The 19,640-nt window shown below is 52.7% G+C and carries 18 protein-coding genes and 2 pseudogenes; 17 read left to right on the forward strand and 3 right to left on the reverse strand.

Features of this window, described 5'->3' with window-relative positions:
• Positions 1 to 102 precede the first annotated feature (102 nt).
• The 17 genes and pseudogenes from BJ887_RS07225 to dsbG all read left to right on the forward strand — a co-directional run bounded on the left by BJ887_RS07225 (position 103) and on the right by dsbG (position 16,362).
• On the forward strand, positions 103 to 1,620 hold the full coding sequence (locus tag BJ887_RS07225) for a carbohydrate porin (RefSeq protein WP_014170154.1): 1,518 nt from the start codon (positions 103 to 105) through the stop codon (positions 1,618 to 1,620).
• 67 nt (positions 1,621 to 1,687) lie between these two features.
• On the forward strand, positions 1,688 to 3,058 hold the full coding sequence (locus tag BJ887_RS07230) for a sucrose-specific PTS transporter subunit IIBC (RefSeq protein ID WP_014170153.1): 1,371 nt from the start codon (positions 1,688 to 1,690) through the stop codon (positions 3,056 to 3,058).
• On the forward strand, positions 3,058 to 4,464 hold the full coding sequence (locus tag BJ887_RS07235; protein ID WP_121339662.1) for a sucrose-6-phosphate hydrolase: 1,407 nt from the start codon (positions 3,058 to 3,060) through the stop codon (positions 4,462 to 4,464). Before BJ887_RS07230 ends, BJ887_RS07235 begins: the two co-directional genes overlap by 1 nt.
• Positions 4,465 to 4,492: 28 nt before the next feature.
• Positions 4,493 to 5,509 (forward strand): LacI family DNA-binding transcriptional regulator, encoded by a 1,017-nt coding sequence (locus BJ887_RS07240; RefSeq protein ID WP_121339663.1) that lies wholly within the window; start codon positions 4,493 to 4,495, stop codon positions 5,507 to 5,509.
• Positions 5,510 to 5,606: 97 nt separating this feature from the next.
• Positions 5,607 to 7,157 carry a methyl-accepting chemotaxis protein gene (locus BJ887_RS07245; protein WP_059306097.1) on the forward strand — a complete coding sequence of 517 codons (1,551 nt, stop codon included), beginning with the start codon at positions 5,607 to 5,609 and terminating at the stop codon, positions 7,155 to 7,157.
• A 104-nt stretch (positions 7,158 to 7,261) separates the two neighbouring features.
• Positions 7,262 to 7,591 (forward strand): annotated as a pseudogene (locus BJ887_RS07250) (phage late control D family protein); the annotation flags it as partial.
• Between the two features lie 76 nt (positions 7,592 to 7,667).
• Positions 7,668 to 7,889: a DNA-binding transcriptional regulator gene (locus BJ887_RS07255; protein WP_121339664.1), complete on the forward strand. Its 222-nt coding sequence runs from the start codon at positions 7,668 to 7,670 to the stop codon at positions 7,887 to 7,889.
• Positions 7,890 to 8,024: 135 nt separating this feature from the next.
• Entirely contained in the window at positions 8,025 to 9,269 is a 1,245-nt protein-coding gene (locus BJ887_RS07260) for an AAA family ATPase (protein ID WP_020884103.1), read from the forward strand.
• Positions 9,269 to 10,126, forward strand: a complete 858-nt coding sequence (locus BJ887_RS07265) for a DUF4435 domain-containing protein (protein ID WP_020884104.1) — start codon at positions 9,269 to 9,271, stop codon at positions 10,124 to 10,126. Before BJ887_RS07260 ends, BJ887_RS07265 begins: the two co-directional genes overlap by 1 nt.
• Before the next feature lie 380 nt (positions 10,127 to 10,506).
• Positions 10,507 to 10,935, forward strand: coding sequence for a hypothetical protein (locus BJ887_RS07270; protein WP_121339665.1), 429 nt, complete (start codon positions 10,507 to 10,509; stop codon positions 10,933 to 10,935).
• Positions 10,936 to 10,991: 56 nt separating this feature from the next.
• Positions 10,992 to 11,106 (forward strand): annotated as a pseudogene (locus tag BJ887_RS07275) (phage tail protein); the annotation flags it as partial.
• A gap of 308 nt (positions 11,107 to 11,414) precedes the next feature.
• Complete coding sequence (locus tag BJ887_RS07280; protein WP_121339666.1) at positions 11,415 to 11,834, forward strand: hypothetical protein; 420 nt, start codon at positions 11,415 to 11,417, stop codon at positions 11,832 to 11,834.
• Between the two features lie 5 nt (positions 11,835 to 11,839).
• Positions 11,840 to 12,400 carry an RNA polymerase sigma factor gene (locus BJ887_RS07285; RefSeq protein ID WP_121339742.1) on the forward strand — a complete coding sequence of 187 codons (561 nt, stop codon included), beginning with the start codon at positions 11,840 to 11,842 and terminating at the stop codon, positions 12,398 to 12,400.
• 87 nt (positions 12,401 to 12,487) lie between these two features.
• Entirely contained in the window at positions 12,488 to 12,859 is a 372-nt protein-coding gene (locus BJ887_RS07290) for a hypothetical protein (protein WP_121339667.1), read from the forward strand.
• A 47-nt stretch (positions 12,860 to 12,906) separates the two neighbouring features.
• Positions 12,907 to 14,940 carry a protein-disulfide reductase DsbD gene (locus tag BJ887_RS07295; protein ID WP_121339668.1) on the forward strand — a complete coding sequence of 678 codons (2,034 nt, stop codon included), beginning with the start codon at positions 12,907 to 12,909 and terminating at the stop codon, positions 14,938 to 14,940.
• Positions 14,941 to 14,947: 7 nt separating this feature from the next.
• Positions 14,948 to 15,559, forward strand: coding sequence for a DsbA family protein (locus tag BJ887_RS07300; RefSeq protein ID WP_014170108.1), 612 nt, complete (start codon positions 14,948 to 14,950; stop codon positions 15,557 to 15,559).
• A gap of 44 nt (positions 15,560 to 15,603) precedes the next feature.
• Entirely contained in the window at positions 15,604 to 16,362 is a 759-nt protein-coding gene (gene dsbG / locus BJ887_RS07305) for a thiol:disulfide interchange protein DsbG (RefSeq protein ID WP_121339669.1), read from the forward strand.
• A 46-nt stretch (positions 16,363 to 16,408) separates the two neighbouring features.
• Here dsbG and BJ887_RS07310 read toward each other — a convergent pair whose 3' ends face one another.
• The 3 genes from BJ887_RS07310 to BJ887_RS07320 form a co-directional block, all read right to left on the reverse strand.
• Positions 16,409 to 17,701, reverse strand: a complete 1,293-nt coding sequence (locus tag BJ887_RS07310; protein ID WP_025204161.1) for a glycoside hydrolase family 10 protein — start codon at positions 17,699 to 17,701, stop codon at positions 16,409 to 16,411.
• A gap of 7 nt (positions 17,702 to 17,708) precedes the next feature.
• Positions 17,709 to 17,996 (reverse strand): VF530 family DNA-binding protein, encoded by a 288-nt coding sequence (locus BJ887_RS07315; protein ID WP_014170105.1) that lies wholly within the window; start codon positions 17,994 to 17,996, stop codon positions 17,709 to 17,711.
• Positions 17,997 to 18,149: 153 nt separating this feature from the next.
• Complete coding sequence (locus BJ887_RS07320; protein ID WP_032680977.1) at positions 18,150 to 19,640, reverse strand: UbiD family decarboxylase; 1,491 nt, start codon at positions 19,638 to 19,640, stop codon at positions 18,150 to 18,152.

Consider the following 19,640-nt stretch of genomic DNA (forward strand, 5'->3'; position numbering starts at 1 on the left):
CAAAAAAGATTGCCGATCCAAAATTGGCAGGTTTAGTATCATCAACCTAAACCGGTTTAGCAATTTAGCACTTTCAATGACTTCTTTTAGGGATGCGACAAAATGTATAAAAAACGCAGACTTGCCGTGATGATAGGCATGCTGGCCGGGAGTACCTCTGTTTTTGCCCAAACGGATATGACGAGTATCGAAGCGCGTCTTGCTGCTCTGGAGCAGCGTCTTCAGGCTGCGGAAACCCGCGCGCAGGTTGCGGAGAAACGCGCCACCGACGCAGAACAAAAAACGCAGCAGTTGGTGACTGCCCAGCAGCAGGCGCAAACAACAACCCAGCAAGTGGCGCAGCGTACCGCCGCACTGGAGAAGAAAGCCGATCAGAGCAGTGGGTTTGAATTTCATGGCTATGCCCGTTCTGGCCTGCTGATGAACGATGCGGCGTCGAGCAGTAAAAGCGGCCCTTATCTGACGCCAGCCGGGGAAACCGGTGGTGCGGTCGGGCGTCTGGGGAATGAAGCCGATACCTATGTTGAGCTGAACGTGGAACACAAACAGACCCTGGATAACGGGGCAACCACGCGCTTCAAGGCCATGCTGGCGGATGGTCAGAAAACCTATAACGACTGGTCCGCTGACACCAGCGATCTCAATATTCGTCAGGCGTTTGCTGAACTGGGCAATCTGCCTGATTTTACCGGCGCGCTGAAGGGCAGTACCTTCTGGGCCGGTAAACGCTTCGACCGGGATAACTTTGATATTCACTGGCTGGATTCCGATGTGGTGTTCCTGGCCGGTACCGGTGGTGGCGTGTATGACGTGAAATGGAATGAATCGCTGCGCAGCAACTTCTCTCTTTACGGGCGTAACTTCGGCAGCGAAGAGCAAATCGACAATAACGTTCAAAACTACATCCTGAGCATGAACCACTTCGCCGGGCCATTCCAGCTGATGGTGAGCGGCCTGCGGGCAAAAGACAACGACGACCGCAAAGACAGCAATGGCGATCTGATAAAAACCGACGCCGCCAACAATGGCGTTCATGCTCTGGTCGGATTGCACAATGAAAGTTTCTACGGCCTGCGTGAAGGCTCAGCCAAAACGGCGCTGCTGTACGGCCACGGGCTGGGGGCAGAGGTGAAGAGCATCGGTTCCGATGGCGCATTGCTCTCTGAAGCCGATACCTGGCGCTTTGCAAGTTACGGTGTCACGCCTCTAGGTGGTGGCTGGCATATCGCGCCTGCCGTACTGGCCCAGAGCAGTAAAGACCGCTATGTCAAAGGCGACAGCTATGAGTGGGTCACGCTCAATACCCGCCTGATTAAAGAAGTCACGCAGAATTTCGCCCTGGCGTTTGAGGGCAGCTATCAGTACATGGATTTAAATCCGGAAGGGTATAAAGACCGAAACGCCGTCAACGGAAGTTTCTACAAGCTGACCTTTGCCCCAACGTTAAAAGCGGGCAAGATCGGCGATTTCTTCAGCCGTCCTGAGTTACGTCTGTTCGCCACCTGGATGGACTGGAGCAGCAAACTGGATAATTACGCCAGCGATGATGCCTTTGGCAGCAGCGGTTTCAACGCCGGCGGGGAATGGAACTTTGGGGTACAGATGGAAACCTGGTTTTAACCTTTTACGCTCCCGCAGTGCGGGAGCGTTTTTCACATCATAAAAATACAGTCAGGCAGAGGTATCTATGGATTTTGATAATATCGCCCGCGCGCTCATTCCGCTGCTCGGTGGCAAAGAGAACATCGCCAGTGCGGCGCACTGCGCAACGCGTCTTCGACTGGTGCTGGTCGACGACACGCTTGCCGATCAGCAGGCCATCGGCAAGGTTGACGGCGTTAAAGGCTGTTTTCGCAACGCCGGGCAGATGCAGGTGATTTTTGGTACGGGGGTGGTTAACAAGGTCTACGCCGCGTTTATCCAGGCGGCAGGGATTAGCGAATCCAGCAAGTCCGAAGCGGCTGACATGGCGGCACGCAAGCTGAACCCGTTCCAGCGCATTGCCCGACTGCTCTCAAACATCTTTGTGCCGATCATTCCAGCGATTGTGGCCTCCGGTTTACTGATGGGCCTGCTCGGGATGGTCAAAACCTACGGCTGGGTCAATGCCGATAACGCGCTCTATATCATGCTGGATATGTGCAGCTCAGCGGCGTTTATCATTCTGCCGATCCTGATTGGCTTCACGGCCGCGCGTGAATTTGGCGGTAACCCTTATCTGGGGGCGACCCTCGGCGGCATTCTGACGCACCCGGCGCTGACAAACGCCTGGGGCGTGGCGTCTGGCTTCCACACCATGAACTTCTTCGGCCTTGAGATTGCCATGATTGGCTATCAGGGAACGGTATTCCCGGTGCTGCTGGCCGTCTGGTTTATGAGTATCGTGGAGAAAAACCTGCGCCGTATTATTCCGGATGCGTTAGATCTGATCCTGACGCCGTTCCTCACCGTTATTCTCTCCGGCTTTATTGCCTTGCTGATCATTGGCCCGGCCGGGCGTGCGTTAGGGGATGGCATCTCCTTTGTTCTGAGCACCCTGATCGCCCATGCGGGCTGGCTGGCCGGGCTGTTATTTGGCGGGCTTTACTCGGTTATCGTTATCACCGGTATTCACCACAGTTTCCATGCCATTGAAGCCGGGTTACTGGGGAATCCGTCGATTGGCGTTAACTTCCTGCTGCCTATCTGGGCGATGGCTAACGTGGCGCAGGGGGGAGCCTGTCTGGCGGTCTGGTTTAAAACCAAAGACGCGAAAATTAAAGCCATTACGTTACCGTCTGCGTTTTCGGCCATGCTGGGCATTACCGAAGCGGCAATATTTGGTATCAACCTGCGTTTCGTGAAACCGTTTATCGCCGCGCTGATTGGCGGTGCGGCAGGCGGGGCGTGGGTGGTCTCGGTACATGTTTATATGACCGCCGTCGGGCTGACTGCCATCCCGGGCATGGCGATCGTGCAGGCAAGCTCGCTGCTTAACTATATTATCGGCATGGTGATTGCCTTCGGCGTGGCGTTTACCGTCTCGCTGCTGCTGAAATATAAAACGGATTCTGAATAATGACGTTACCTTCCCGCTGGCCTGCCATCCTGCAGGCCGTCATGAAAGGCCAGCCGCGTGCGTACGCCGACAGCCATTATCCGCAATGGCATCCGGCACCGGTGACGGGGCTGATGAACGATCCTAACGGGTTTATCTGGTTTGCCGGGCGCTACCACCTGTTCTATCAGTGGAACCCGCTGGATTGCGACCATCGCTATAAGTGCTGGGGACACTGGAGCTCCTCAGACCTGGTGCACTGGCAGCATGAACCGATGGCGCTGATGCCCGATGAGGAGTATGACCGCAACGGCTGCTATTCCGGCAGCGCCGTCGATAACAACGGTGTCCTGACGTTGTGTTATACCGGCAACGTGAAATTTGATGATGGCAGCCGCACCGCCTGGCAGTGCCTTGCCACGCAACAGGCTGACGGTACGTTCAAAAAACTCGGTCCGGTTCTTGCGCTGCCGGAAGGCTACACCGGGCACGTGCGTGACCCGAAAGTGTGGCAGCACGACGGGGTGTGGTACATGGTACTGGGGGCGCAGGATCTGCAAAAACGCGGCAAGGTGCTACTGTTCACATCTGCCGATTTGCACCATTGGGCGTCTTGCGGAGAGATTGCCGGTCATGGCGTGAACGGCCTGACCGAGGCGGGATACATGTGGGAGTGCCCGGACCTGTTTGCCCTCGACGGGACACACGTACTGATCTGCTGCCCGCAGGGGCTGGCGCGCGAACCGCATCGCTATCTCAATACTTATCCGGCCACGTGGATGAGCGGGGCGTTCGACCATACCCGCGCTACGTTTGAACATGGCGAGTTGCACGAGCTGGACGCCGGTTTCGAGTTCTACGCTCCCCAAACCACGGTGGCGGAAGACGGACGGCGGATCCTGATCGGCTGGATGGGCGTGCCGGACGGAGAAGAGATGCTTCAGCCCACACGGGCGCAGGGGTGGATCCATCAGATGACCTGCCCGCGAGAATTACATTTCCGTGACGGCAAACTGTGGCAGACGCCGGTGCGCGAACTGCACGCACTGCGTGAAGAGGAATGTCGCTGGCAGGGTAACGCCAGCGATGCCCCGGCTCTTGATGCGACGCGCCTTGAGTTCGAACTCACCTCATCTTCAGTAACCGTGGATTTCGCCGGTGCGTTGCGCCTTATCGTCGAGGACAGCGGATTGCGTCTGGAACGCGCCAGCCTGAAAACCGGGGAGACATTGACCCGTTACTGGCGGGGCGACGTTCATCATTTACGCGTTCTGTGTGACAGCTCCAGCGTTGAAATTTTCATCAATCATGGCGAAGGGGTGATGAGCAGCCGCTATTTTCCTGACCATCCGGCACGGGTGCGATTCGAAGGTGGGTCCGACATCACATTACGCTACTGGTCGCTGCGCGGCTGCATGGTAGAATAAGGGTTTTGGCAGCCGGATCTAAGTCGTTGTGAGAAAAACAAAACGCGTCACAATTAAAGACATCGCGGAACTGGCGGGGGTTTCAAAAGCTACCGCCAGCCTGGTACTGAACGGGCGCAGCAAAGAGCTTCGCGTGGCGGAAGAGACGCGTGAGCGCGTTCTGGCGATTGCGAAAGAGCATCATTACCAGCCCAGCATTCACGCGCGCTCGCTGCGTGATAACCGTAGCCACACCATCGGCCTGGTGGTGCCGGAGATCACTAACTACGGCTTTGCGGTGTTTTCTCACGAACTGGAGACGCTGTGCCGTGAGGCGGGTGTTCAACTGCTCATCTCCTGCAGTGATGAAAACCCGGGGCAGGAGACGGTGGTGGTTAATAACATGGTGGCGCGTCAGGTGGACGGGCTGATCGTGGCCTCCAGTATGCTCAATGATGCCGACTACCAGAAGCTGAGCGAACAGCTGCCGGTCGTCCTTTTTGACCGCCATATGAACGACAGCACATTGCCGCTGGTGATGACCGATTCCATTACCCCGACGGCGGAACTGGTGGCCGACATTGCGCGTCAGCATCCTGATGAAATTTACTTCCTTGGCGGGCAGCCGCGGCTTTCCCCGACGCGCGATCGCCTGGAAGGGTTTAAGCAAGGGCTGCAAGAGGCCAATGTGGCGCTGCGCCCGGAGTGGATCATTCACGGCAACTATCACCCGAGCTCCGGCTACGAGATGTTCGCCGAGCTGTGCGCCCGCCTGGGACGCCCGCCAAAAGCCTTGTTCACTGCCGCCTGTGGTCTGCTGGAAGGGGTATTGCGCTATATGGGGCAGCATAACCTGATGCAAAGTGATATCCGGTTAGCCAGCTTTGACGATCACTACCTTTACGACTCGCTCACCATTCCGGTTGATACCATTCGCCAGGATAACCGCCAGCTGGCGTGGCACTGCTTTGATCTGATTGGCAAACTGATCGACGGCGAAACGCCACAACCGTTACAGCGAAAACTGGATGCCACCCTGCTGCGGCGCTATAAAGCGAAAGCATAGCCCTGGCTGCTGAAGGGAAACGTTAATAACTTTAATTAATTTAAGTTTTGGATCGGCCGATAACGATAGGGAATGTTTATTCTTGAGGTATCGGTCCATGTCGTTAAAAAAATCATCCCTGATTGTCCTTTTTGCTCTGCTTTTCTTCTTTGTCGTCAGCACCATTACCAGCGTTGGCCTCATCATTAAAAGTAATAATTCCCTGGATAATGTGAACAAAGAAATCCAGGTTGTGCTGTCGATCATTGACCCCATCAACCACAGCCGTACCTTGCGCGTCAGGGTGATGGAGTACGTGAAGATGGTGGAAGCGGGGAACTCGGCTGACGAGTCAGCGAAACTTTCCGCGGTTAAAGAGGCCCTCACAAAAGCGGATCATGCCTTTGCGGCGTTTATGGCGTCTCCGCGCCTGTCGGATGAAGCGCCGCTGGTGAGCGCGTATCAGGATGCCTGGCAAAACTACCGTAACCAGGGGCTGGCACCGTTGATTGACGCCGCCGCTGCGCACGATGTCGCGAAGTTTAATGCGCTTATCCCGGAGGTGTCCCGCCTCGACCGTCAGTATGAAATCGTTCTCGATCAGGTGCTTGCCGTTCACCAGAAATATGCCAAAACCCTGAACGAGGATGCGAGCAGTAATTTCATCTCCGGTCTGGCGATCATTGCGGCGATTGCTTTGTTGTTTGTAATCGTGATTGTTGCCGTCAGCCTGCTGATGAAGCGCTTTGTTTTCGCGCCGGTCAACCTGGCACGCGAGCACTGCAGCCAAATTGCCGCCGGTAAACTGGACATTCCAGTGCCGGTAAAAGGCACCTCCGGCAATGAAATCGATCACCTGATGGGCTCAATGGAGCAGATGCGCCAGGCGCTACTGTCGACTATCGCCCAGGTGCGTGACGCGAGCCATACCGTCACCCACGCCGCGCAGGAAATTGCTTCCGGGAATATCGATCTGGCTTCACGCACCGAGCAGCAGGCCTCCGCGTTAACCCAAACGGCGGCCAGCATGGAAGAGCTGAGCGCGACCGTGGCGAATAACACCGATAACGTTCACCAGGCAGGAAAACTGGTGCAGGACGCGGTGAACAATGCGCACACCGGTGAGGCCGTGACCCGCGAAGTGATCGAAACGATGAATACCATCGCGGCGAACTCTAAGCGCATCGAGGACATCACCAGCGTCATCAACAGCATTGCTTTCCAGACCAATATTCTGGCACTCAACGCCGCGGTTGAAGCAGCACGCGCCGGCACACAAGGACGCGGCTTCGCCGTGGTGGCCAGTGAAGTGCGCACCCTTGCGCAGAAAAGCGCGGTTGCCGCGAAAGACATTGAAAGCCTGATTGCCCAGTCGGTTTCCAGCGTCAAAAACGGTGCTGAACTGGTGAACCGCTCAGGCGAGGTCATTGATTCTATTATCAGCTCCGTGAATAAAGTGAATACGTTAATGGAGCAGATCTCCGTGGCCTCTGAAGAGCAGAGCCGTGGGATCAGCCAGGTCGGACAGGCGGTGACAGAGATGGATGGCGTGACCCAGCAGAACGCCGCACTGGTTCAGCAGTCCGCCGCAGCCGCCGCTTCCCTGGAAGAGCAGGCGCAGCAGCTCTCAAGGAGTATTTCGAGCTTTAGTTTGCCGGCGCAGGCTTGATTGATAATGAGAGGCTCCAGAGGGAGCCTTTTTAATGTCTGGCGTAGCTGGAAAGCCGTGCCAGACAAGGCTTCACGTTTTACTACTAGCAATCAAAAGCCATACAAAGGGGAGAGTATATGGCCGGTGAGGCTGACAACGTGCTGGAACTCACTACCATCTACGCGACAGAGGCGCAAGCCATGCGCGCCGCTCAGGCGAAGTGGGACAAACTGCAGCGCGGCGTTGCGGAGTTTTCAATCTCGCTGGCGATTGGGCGGGCAGATTTATTTACTGAAACGCCAGTCGCGGTGAAAGGTTTTAAGCGCGTCATAGACGATCACGCGTGGATAATCAGCCGGGTGGTGCATAACCTCAACGGGAACGGCTACACGACGGGCTTAGAGCTTGAGGTTTCGGATGTGGGGTACGAAAGCGAGGAATTAAATCAATAAATTTTATTTAAGTGTTTGTTATGTAATGGTTTAATTGTTAAAATTAATGCGTCGGAAATTTAAATAGGTGTTCGCTATGTTTCACTGCCCAAAATGCCATTTCGCCGCTCACGCTCGTATAAGTCGCTATTTTTCAGACACGACCAAAGAGCGCTGTCATCAGTGCACAAACATCAATTGCAGTTGCACGTTTGTCACTACTGAGACGGTCGAGCGGTTTATCGTTTCACCGGGTGAAATAGTGCCGGCGCCGCCTCATCCGACATCGTCAGGTCAGCATCAAATGCAGTGGATTTAAGATGATAGTCATAGCATGATAGATACTGATTTGTGTTACCAATGATAATAATTCATGTGGTATATTGCATATCACATGAAGTTACTCAATCATTAATCTTTAGTTAATATCTATCGTCAGTATAAGGAATTCGACTTGAAATTAATTCATCTGAAAATTGATAAATTATTTGGACTTCTGGATTATGAGATTCCGCTAGATCATCATGAGATTACTATGCTTACAGGTCCTAATGGGTATGGTAAGACGATGATTTTGAAGATTATAAATAGTATCATTACTAATGAATTAAACATATTTTGTAAACTAAAGTTTGGTTCTGTTAAAATTGATTATCAAGGTGGTTCTGTTGATATTGCGCAAGATGCTAAGAAAGATACTTTGATATTGAATCATCTGGATAATCACTCGGGAAAAATTATCACTGAGAAGCTAAAATTAGAAAAAGCTGAGCCTAGCATGGAGGAGGTTTTCTATATACGTTGGAATGGAGGGGAAGCTAAACCGAAACAAAAAACCCAACCTGATAAACCACTAGTTTCCAAACTATTAAGTGCGATTACATCGAGTGAAGACGTTTCCTTTATTTGTGCTGACCGATTACAGGTCAAGGCTGATGATGAAACTGTAATCGATTTATGTGCAAGAAAATTAAAAGATTTAATGGAAAGTGCTCAAGATGATTCCGCCGAATTATCTCAAAGATTGGATGCAACATTTCCAATTCGATTGTTTGATCGTTTAGAACAACAAAAGCGATTTTCATCAGAGAATATACAAGCACGTCTAAATGGTATTCAAGATAAACGTCGCCATTATATGAGATATGGTCTTATTCAGGGGGGTAATGACCTCATGCCTGAAAAAAGCACAAGCCTCTATAGTAGTAATGAATATTTAGGCGTTTTAGATCTTTATATTGAAGATGCGCTCGGGAAATTATCACCGTTCCAGATGTTACATCAAAAAATTGATCTATTTGAAACAATTTTGCATGAAAAGATCCTGGCATTTAAAAAAGTGATGATTGATAGAGAAAATGGTTTTTATTTCGAAAGTTTAAACGGCGATTTGATTGACCGGAATATGCTTTCATCAGGTGAACAGAACCAAGTGGTGCTTCTATTTAATCTTATTTTTGATCTCGTTTCTCAAAAAGTAATCCTAATTGACGAGCCTGAGATATCGCTGCATGTTGCTTGGCAACAAACTTTCTTGGATTCACTTAAGAAAATACAAAAAATAAATCAATATGAGAAAGTGATTATCGCAACACATTCTCCTCAGGTTATCAGTAAAAATTGGGACTTGACCTATGATCTTTATGAGATGATTAAAAATAAGGATGGAAAGGAACAATCTTTAGAAGGTAATGAATAATGATATCGTTACGTGATGCCCTTAGCGAGGATAATTGGCTTAGTGGTGTGAGGTTAATGTTTAGTAATGAAATGCATCGTCATAGCATACTAATTGTTGTTGAAGGGATTACTGATATAAGATTTTTCAATACCTATCGGTTAGACAATCGATTGATATATGAATCTCCAGAAAATGGCAAAAGAGAAGTTATATGTGCTGTGAATGAGTTGCGACAAGCTGGGAATGATGCTGTCTACGGCGTGTGTGATGCTGATTTTGATGGATTGAGTGGAATAACTTATGAAGGGGTATTTTATACAGATGCCCATGATTTAGAAATGATGCTAGTTAAAGGTGGCGTAGTCGATAAATTTATAATGTCGCACACAAAGCGTAAACTTGTTCAAGGTGATTTAGCAGAATCATTTTGCCGTAAGGTTAAAGAAAATATTCTTTGTGTATGTTATCGCGTCGGCTTGTTGAAGTGGTACAGCTATCTTACTCGCAGTAATCTAATTTTTAAGGGAATGAATTTTAGAGAGTTCATTACCATAAATGGCAGTGAGGTGATTATAGATGAAATTGCCTTTGTGCGTCATATCTTGGCTAAAAATAGAGCTTATGCCGAGTTAGGTGAGTATGAATTGCACAATGAAATGCGTAAACTGGAAATAATGTCACCAGAGCATTTTTCAATATGTAATGGTCATGATTTTACTAGTATTCTTAAACTGTTATATGAAACAGATCTTTCTGTAAACAAAAATATGCGATTGGATGAAATAGACGGTTACATGCGTCTGAGTTATGATCAACCTACATTTAGAACAACGAATTTACATTCTTCGTTGAAAAATCTCTTACGGTTGCATTAATTGTATGTTTATAACTATTAATAAAAACAAATCTTAGTAGCCTCTTGCATGACTGCAGAAAGACCCTAGGTACGCTTAGCCAAAATCTAAGTATTAGCCCCGAAAAGGCGGGGCTTTAAGTATCGATGTGGTCAACATGTGGACGCGACCTGAAATAAATCCTTTTATTTCATCAGGTTAAATTGTTTAAAAAAGCTCCTGAGGGAGCCTTTTTAATGTCTGGCGTAACTGGAAAGTCGCGACAGCACCTAGGTCGCAGCTTGTGGAAGACAGGAAAAACAAAGGCACTTACAGTTACAAGTCTTATCGTTTTGAGGTTTTGTTCAGGGAGACTAACTGGACAATCATGTATTTTCAGTACATGCCGTGAAGAGGGGATCATGATAGATATCACAAGTGGTGACAGGCACTTTAAATTAACGCCCTATGAAAGGTTGACTGAAGAGGAGGTGCCTGCCTATAGCCGTATTATGGTATGGGTTGAATTCTCGGTCCCTGTCTTAAAAACTGAGTTTGCTGCAGAGTTTTTTGTCGGTCAGCTAGAGCAGTTCAGGAATGATACACATGCTCTCCACCAGGCTTTAAAGACAGGGATAAAGTGTAAAGATATTAGTTTAACCTCGGCATTCGAGCAGGTTATGCTTAAGTTTCATCAGGCGCATTTTGCCGGTGCTGTTGCCGTTAGTATGGTACTGAAACCTGAAAACCATGCTGACAGTATTACCCTTGACGATTCCTTCGAGATTGATGAAAGTTACTTTCCCGACATGCTCTCAGGTCTGGATGACATCATTTCATGGCAAAACTGATGCCTGGATTAAGCAAAAAGACCGACACTTAAAATGCAGGTCGTTTTATTTCTTAAGAGGAAAACGGCACATTACATGTCAGTTATGCTGGAGCCTCCGTTGCCGGAGCCCGTCACCCGGCAAAAAGAGCGCTATACCAACGGCGAACTGGTAAGCATATGGTATGAGTGACTTTAAGCCTTTTAACGACCAGTGACTTCACCCGTTTAGGTGGCATGCTAAACCCGCTATTATCCTCACTCATCTTCCTTGCGTTGTTGGCAATCATCCTGGCCGTTATCGCTACCGCATTAGTTAAACGAATGTTTCGTACGAGATGATGTGCCAGGAGGCGACGCATAGCGCCCACCCGTCGTGAGCGGTATGCGTTAAAATCCGTAAGCACAAAAAATTTTATATTCACCCCAGCAATATTTCCCCGCCTCATCCGTCTACCTCATCACAAGCCATAATCAATCACTGTAAATGAGGTAAACACCATGAGAGATTTCGATATGCACGGAAGAGGGCACGGACGCGGGTTTGGCCGCCACCGTATGGGTAAAGGGCTGGTGATAGGCGCGGTAATCGTCCTTGTGCTTGGACTGGTGGTCATGACCCTGTGGAATGCCTTACTCCCGGCCATTCTTGGCGTGAAAGCCATCGGTTTTTGGCAGGCGCTGGGGATTCTGGTATTAAGCCGGATCCTGTTCGGCGGGCTGGGTTTCCGCCCGGGGATGTTCGGCGCGCACCGTCGTATGCACGAACGCTGGATGAACATGACCCCCGAACAGCGTGAGGCGTTTATTCAGCAGCGTCGCGAAGGCTTTGGTCGCCATGGTCGCGGGCATTGCGGCTGGCACGGTCATCGCGAAGATAAACGCGACGACAGCGCGCCGAAAATGCCGGAAGCAGAGTGAGCGAGATGAAAACCGGGCTGGCGGGAGAGTCATTGCTGATGTCGGCGCTTAATGCCTGCCGCGCCCGGCTGAAAGCCTTTATCCGCGGACGAACGTCCGTGCGCGATGATGCCGACGATATTTTGCAGGAAGTCACCTATCAGCTGATGAAAGTGGAGCAGCCGGTCGAGAACGTCGCCGCCTGGCTGTTTCGCGCCGCGCGTAATGAGATGACCGACCGGGCGCGGAAAAAGCGTGAGGTCTCTTTTTCAGGATATTTTACCGGGGATGAAGATGAGGACTTCCCCGAAGATGAACTGGCGGAAACCCTGTTCGGTGTCCCGCATACGCCGGAGGAGGAGTACCTCAAAACGCTGCTGTGGGAAGAACTGGGCCAGGCGCTGTCTGAACTTCCGCTGCCTCAGCGCGAGGTTTTTGAAAAAACGGAGCTCCAGGGCTACAGCATTAAAATGCTGGCAGAGGAAACCGGGGCCAGCGAGCAGGCGCTGTTATCGCGTAAGCACAAGGCGGTGCTTTTCCTGCGCACGCGACTGCGGGACGTCTATGATGCGCTGACCGGTGGCTAACGCCGACAGACAAAACCTTACATTATCAGGACTTGTAGATTCATCACTATCGTTTATGATCGGGGCGTCTGGTAAATTTGGAACGTTATGCGCAACCGTCAGCTTCTGGGAAAATGGCTTTTGATAATCACATGTCTGGCGATGGCTATTTGCCTGGTGCAGCGTGCGGTTTATCTCAACCATTTTTTGCAGGGACTGGATCCGCAAACGACCCTGATTGCTGATGCCCCGGTTCAAACCAGCGACGCTGAGCCGTCCGGGCCATCGCCGTGTCAGTTAGGCGCACACTCGCTGCTTTGTGCTCAGCCACTGTTCTTTGATGGTGCGCTACCGGCGATTATCATCTTCTTCGCGCTACTTCAGTTGCTTACGCAAGGGCGGGCATGCGTTCCGAGAGAACAGCCCGTTCAGGCACCGCCTCCCCGAATACACCTCAAAAACTGCGTTTTCCGTGAATGAAAATCATCGTCACCATACGATAATTTTCACTATTCACGGAGTAAAACATGTTTAACCTCTTCAGGGGATTCGTCTTCCTGTGGCTGTCCTGCATTGGCATTGTCCATGCGGCGGATACAGGCTGGCTGGTTTCCCCTCAAAACGATCATGCCCGGATCCGCGTTCAGGCGGAAAGGGAGCAAAACCGCATCCTCGCGCTGCTCACCGTTGAGCTGCAGCCCGGCTGGAAAACCTACTGGCGTTCACCCGGCGAGGGCGGCGTAGCCCCGAAAATCACCTGGCCGACTGGCGTAACGGATGACTGGCACTGGCCGGTGCCTTCGCGCTTTGATATCTCCGGGATGACCACTCAGGGCTATCACGATAAGGTCATCATCCCCATCACCCTCGACGGTGCGGCGGGGGATGTACTCGACGGGACGCTTACCCTTTCCACGTGCAGTAATGTCTGTCTGCTGACGGACTATAAGCTGCACCTTGATTTTAACCAGCCGGTGGATGAGGGATTCAGCCACGCGTTTAAACGCGCAATGCAGGCCATTCCCGCGACATCTGGCGTGTCCGCAGACCTGTCAGCCTGGTTATCAGACGACAAGCTGATCATTACGGGAACCACACAAGGGCAATGGGACAAGCCAGGGATCTATTTTGACCCGCTGGAAGGCGACATTCTTCCCGGTGAACCGACCCTCAAAGCCGATGGCAATCAGCTTCGGGTAACGGTGCCCGTGACCGATGAGTGGGGAGATAAACCCACTTCGCTGCAGGGAAAAGCGCTGTCGTTTGTGCTCACCAATGGCGATAAAGCGCAGCAAACCGTGATGACCGTCGGGGCAACGCCCGCGGAACCGTCAGCGGCGGGCGTGTCTGAGGGAACCGGCAAAATGGTGCTCTTTGCGCTACTGGGCGGCTTGATCCTGAACCTGATGCCTTGCGTGCTGCCGGTGATGGGCATGAAGCTCAACAGCGTGCTCCATGCGGGCTCAGACAGGCAGATGATCAGGCTCCGTTTTCTGGCAACCAGTGCCGGGATTTTGGTCTCCTTTATGCTGCTGGCAACAATGGTAAGCGCGCTTAAGCTGACCGGTGCCTCGCTGGGCTGGGGTATTCAGTTCCAGAATCCGTGGTTTATTGGCCTGATGGTCGCGGTGACCTTCCTCTTCGCACTCAATCTGTTCGGGGCGTTTGAGATGCTGCTGCCTTCTGCCGCCGCAGGACGGCTGGCAACGGCAGGGGGAACGGGGCTTGCCGGCAGTTTCTGCGAAGGGATGTTTGCCACGCTGCTGGCCACACCATGTTCTGCACCGTTCCTCGGCACGGCGGTGGCCTTTGCCCTTGGCGCACCGCTGCATTCCCTGTGGCTTATCTTCCTGATGCTCGGCGTGGGGATGAGTTTGCCGTGGTTGTTCGTTGCGCTGGTTCCAAAAACCGCCATGCTGCTGCCAAAACCCGGTCGCTGGATGAACGGCCTGAAGATTATTCTTGGCCTGATGATGCTGGCTTCCAGCCTGTGGCTGGTGACGTTGCTTAGCCCGCATCTGGGTGAGGCGGTGAGCCAGAGCGTGATGTTAGTGCTTATCGTCGTCGCTATCGCACTGCTTGCGATGACCGGGCAGAAAACCTCGCCACTGTTCTGGTGCGTGGTGATCGCGCTGTCAGCCTTTGGCGGGTACCAGCTGCGCGGGTTGCTTACCTCACCGCCTGTAAGAAACACTGCAAGCGTCGCTCAGGCAATCCCGTGGCAACCGCTAAGTGAAGACGCTATTCAGGGGGCCCTTGCGCAGGGCAAACGGGTCTTCGTGGATATCTCCGCGGACTGGTGTGTTACCTGCAAGGTAAACGAGCATCGGGTGTTGAATCAGCCTGACGTTATTGCCGCGCTTAGCCAGCCGGACGTGGTGGCGCTGCGTGGCGACTGGAGCAAGCCTTCAGCGTTTATCGCCGAATTCCTTGAAAAGCGAAACCGTTACGCCATCCCGTTCAACGAGGTCTACGGCCCGGGCTTCCCTGAGGGGGAGATGCTTTCGCCGCTGCTGGATAAAGACACGCTTATTGCCACCCTGAACAACGCTAAAGGCTAAATGTATTATGAAAAGAATCCTTATTACGCTTCTGCTACTGTTGACCTCAGCGCAGGTGATGGCGGCGCAGACCATGACGCCGGAACAGGAGCAACGTGCACAGAAGATGGTTTATGACTTTCTGTTTAACGACCCGGACTCGCCGCGCATTGGCGCTAAGGATCCGAAGCTCACCCTGGTGGTCTTTACGGATTACAACTGCCCGTACTGCAAGAAATTCGATCCTTACCTGGAAAAGATCGTCGAAAAACACCCGGATGTGGCGGTGGTATTTAAGTTTTTGCCTTTCCGGTCGGAAAGTTCACTGACCTCAGCACGCGATGCCTTAACCGTCTGGCGCGCGCATCCTGAGCAATTTATGAAATTTAACCATACCCTGATGGCCAAAAAGGGATATCACGATGACGCCAGCATTCAGGAGGCGCAAAAACGGGCCGGGGTGAACGTCACAACGCCTGATGATGAGAGCCTGGTGACGATCAAACGCAGCCTGATCATCGCCGAAAAGATGGGTATCCAGGGAACACCGGCCACGCTGATTGGCGACGGGTTACTCCCGGGCTGGGTTCCTTTTGAACAGTTCGATGAAATGGTCAGTGACGCACTGAAAAATCGTTAACGTGAAGGGGGCGGTTCGCCCCCCCAATAATCCCGGAGCGGAAAATGAAAAAATTACTGTTACTGTCGGTGCTGGCAACGTCAGGGCTGGCGCAGGCCGCTGAAGCGATACCGGATGTGGTGAAGCTCTTCAGCGAGCAGCAGAATATCAAAATCATTAAGAAAATTGATGCGCCAGGGGGCGCGCCGGCCTGGCTGGGGCAGTATCAGGATATGGGCGTTACGCTGTTTTTAACCCCTGACGGCAAGCACGTAATTTCTGGCTATCTGTACGATGAAAAGGGAAAAAACCTGAGTGAAGGCTATTTCCAGAAAGAGATCTACGCCCCGATGGGACGCGAAATGTGGAAGCAACTGAACGCGGCGCATCCCCTGAAAGAGGGGGCGGATAACGCTCCGCGCAAAGTCTTCGTCTTTGCCGATCCGTTCTGCCCGTACTGCAAGCAATTCTGGTCCGAGGCGCAGCCGTGGGTGAAGGCGGGCAAGGTGGAGCTTAATACGCTGCTGGTGGCGTTTCTCAACCCCAACAGTGGGCGTAATGCCTCCGCTATCCTGAATGCGAAAGATCCCGTTTCGGCCTGGCGTGATTATGAGCTTTCAGGCGGGAAAAAATTGCCAAAACCGCAGGGCACTGCATCCCGTGAAACCATCGACATACTGCAAAAACACCAGACGTTAATGGATAACCTGGGCGCGAACGCCACGCCCGCCATTTATTATCTGAATGCCGATAATGAGCTTCAGCAGGTGGTCGGCATGCCGGATGAGAAACAGCTTGAGGCGATGTTTGGGCCGAAGCCGTAGTAAAAAAACAGGCAGAAACAGGGTGTTTCTGCCTGATGTAGACAGGTCAGCTACCCCAGCGTCCGCGCAGGTAGCTGACGGCTTCCTGCGTCTGCGGCTGGTTAAGATAATCTTCGCGGAACAGGATCGTGCCATTCACGTTGGGCAGTGAATCGTTGAGATCGAGCTGTTTTTTCAGCTCCGGCACGCCGCCCTGAACCGTCCAGTCCGGTTCATTTTTCGACGGTTCACCTACCTTGTAGAACGCAATGCCGATATACAGGCGGGTATGCGTCGGTTTCACCACCTCTGCCCACCATTTCGTCAGCACGTCATAGCGCGCCGCATCCCGGGAGAAAGGCCAGTAAATTTGTGGCGCGATATAGTCCAGCAGACCCTGCTGCACCCACTGACGCGTGTCGGCGTAGGATTCATCGTAGGCTGCGGCACCGCGCGTGTCTGAACCGGCCGGGTCGAATGAGCGGTTACGCCATACGCCAGCCGGGCTGACACCAAACTCCACGCCAGGCTTCGTCTGCTTAATGGCCCGGGAAACCTGCACAATCAGCTGCTGCGTATTGTGGCGGCGCCAGTCGGCTTTAGAGGCAAATCCCTGACCGTATTGTCTGAAAGTCTGCGCGTCATTGAGCGCGGATCCCGGTGATTCGGTATAGAAATAGTCGTCAAACTGCACGCCATCAATGGGATAGTGCGCAACCACTTCGGTGACCACCTGCGTTATCCAGTCACGCACTTGCGGAATGCCGGGGTCGAGTACAAAACGATCGCCGGCAATACGGATCCATTCCGGGTGCTGGACATAAACGCTGGAAGGCTGCAATGACGACGTGCGGTTCAGTGCGGCAATGGTCGACGGTTTGGTATTGGTTGAAACGCGGTAAGGGTTGAACCAGGCATGGACTTTCATGCCGCGCTTGTGCGCTTCATCGAGCATAAACTGCAGCGGATCGTAGCCCGGGTACTCGCCGATATTGCCGGTGAGCATATCTGACCACGGCAGAATTTTAGACGACCAGAGCGCCGTGCTGTCCGGTTTGACCTGGAAAAACACGGTATTGATACCGAGGTGCTTAAGCTTGTCGAGCTTGTTCGTCAGGGCCTGTTTTTGCATCGCGATACGGTCTTGCGCATCGCGGCCATTCACTGAGGCCACCGGGGGCCAGTCCAGGCGTGAGACGGTTGCCAGCCAGATCCCACGCATCGGCTCGTTAGCCTGCTGGGTCGGTTTGCTCGCGGTCGGGAGAGGCGTTACCAGTGATTTTGGTGGTTTTGAGGAGCAACTAACAAGTAAAAGTGCGCAGGCAGTCAGCGCACCAATCCGTTTTACATGTCGCGTCATTTGCGTTTTAGCTCTTGGTTATCCGACTGTTAGCCCAGGGGTTAAAGGCGGGTTCGTCCGGTTCTGCGATCCCCTCATCATTCAGGGAATCAAGATACAGGGCTTCAACTTCTGCGCGAGCCCAGGGCGTGCGGCGCAAAAATTTCAGGCTCGATTTAACGCTTGGGTCTTTTCTGAAACAGTTAATTTTGATTCGATCGCCCAACTCACTCCAGCCATATCGTGCAACCAGGGCATTGACCTGCATCTCCAGCGTTACGCCATGTAAAGGGTCTTTAGAAAGGTGTGCAGTCATAAGCGTCCGGATGTCTCAGTTCTTGTGGGGTTGGGGTTAACGACGAAAGGGTACAAGAAAGCAGGGGAAGCGGCAATTTCCCTTTTTACCTGCGATGAAAAACAGAAGAGCGTATGACCCGAAAGCCATACGCTCTTCTGTATCGCGAACGCGCTAGTCGTGTTTTGTGCCAAACAAATCTGGTGCCCACGGACGTGGGTCAACCTCCATAAACGGCGCGCGTTCGAAGCGGTCCTTCAGCGCCCACGGTACCGTGCAGTCGAAGATGGTCTTACAGGAAATGCCGTTTCCGCGAATCGACGTGCTGTAATCCGGCGACTGCGACGGATCGAGCTGGTGGCCGCGGATCCCTGGAATAGTGGTGATGCTGACATCTCCCTGCATGCGGGTAGTCATCGCCCACAGGATGTCGTCGCTGTCGAAAATATCCACGTCTTCGTCGACAAGAATGATGTTTTTCAGCTCGGAATAAGTCGCGAGTGCGATAAGCGCCGCCTGTCCCTGACGTCCTTCATCGGATGGCTGGCGTTTTTTCACCTGCAGAATGCCGAGGAACTTACCGCCGCCCGCGGTATGCGCATAGACATTTTGCAGGAAGCCCGGAATGGCCTCTTCAACGGCATTGCGGATGCTGGCCTCCGTTGGCAGGCCTGCGAGCGTGGTGTGCTCTTCACCTGGCCCCACCAGCGTTTGCAGGATTGCCTGGTGACGCAGGGTGACGGCTTTCACTTTGATGACGGGCAAAGAAGGGTTTGCCTCGCCGCAGTAGCCCGGAAATTCCGGCATTGCATGGCCACTGTTGGTGTGCTGGTCTTCTCTAACGCGCACGCCTGGCAGCAGTTCGCCTTCGATAATGATTTCAGCCCGCGCGATCGCTTTCTCTTTTACCGCAACGCCCTGCACCAGTTCGACCGGTTTCTGACGCAGCGCCCCGGCAACGCCCAGTTCGTTATAACCAAATGGCGTCGTGGGCGCTTCAAAGCAGGCGCCGATATAAATCGCCGGGTCGAGCCCCATGTTGATCGTCACCGGCAGCGGTTTTCCGGCTGCTTCAGCCTTTTTACGAAAGACCTCAATGTGGCGCCCCGCGGCCAGGAACATGGAAAGCTCATCGCGCTCCTGAACGCAGAGACGGTGAATCGTGACGTCAGTCAGCGAACTGTCTTCCGGATCGCTTGCCAGTACCAGCCCCAGACAGAAGAACGGGCCAGCATCAATCGGCGTGTTGGTCGGGGCCGGAAGCAGTTTACGCAGATCAAAATCAGGATCGTCAGCGTAGAATACCTGCTCCTGGCAAGGGGCCTGCGATGCCGGGACAACAACCGGCGCGATCGGGTTTTTCACGGCCTGACCGACGTGCTGCGCGAGCGTCGAGGGTTCACATCCCAGAAGGAGTGCCGCTCTTTCCCGGCTGGCGTGCATGCCCACCAGGATACGCGAATCCGGATAACCTTTAACGTTATTGAACATCATGGCCGGGCCCGTTCGGGTAGGGCGTTTCACCGTGCCGCCCGCACCAATATGTCGATAAACACCCGCCAGCTCCGCGTTGGGATCCACCGGATGATCCGTTTCAATATATTGTCCTTCGTGGCGTTGCAGTAACGCGATGGCACTTCTGAGATCGTTGACTGGGCTTTCCAT

Source organism: Enterobacter sp. WPR_3_1 (assembly GCF_003635055.1).
GTDB classification, from domain to species: domain Bacteria; phylum Pseudomonadota; class Gammaproteobacteria; order Enterobacterales; family Enterobacteriaceae; genus Enterobacter; species Enterobacter ludwigii.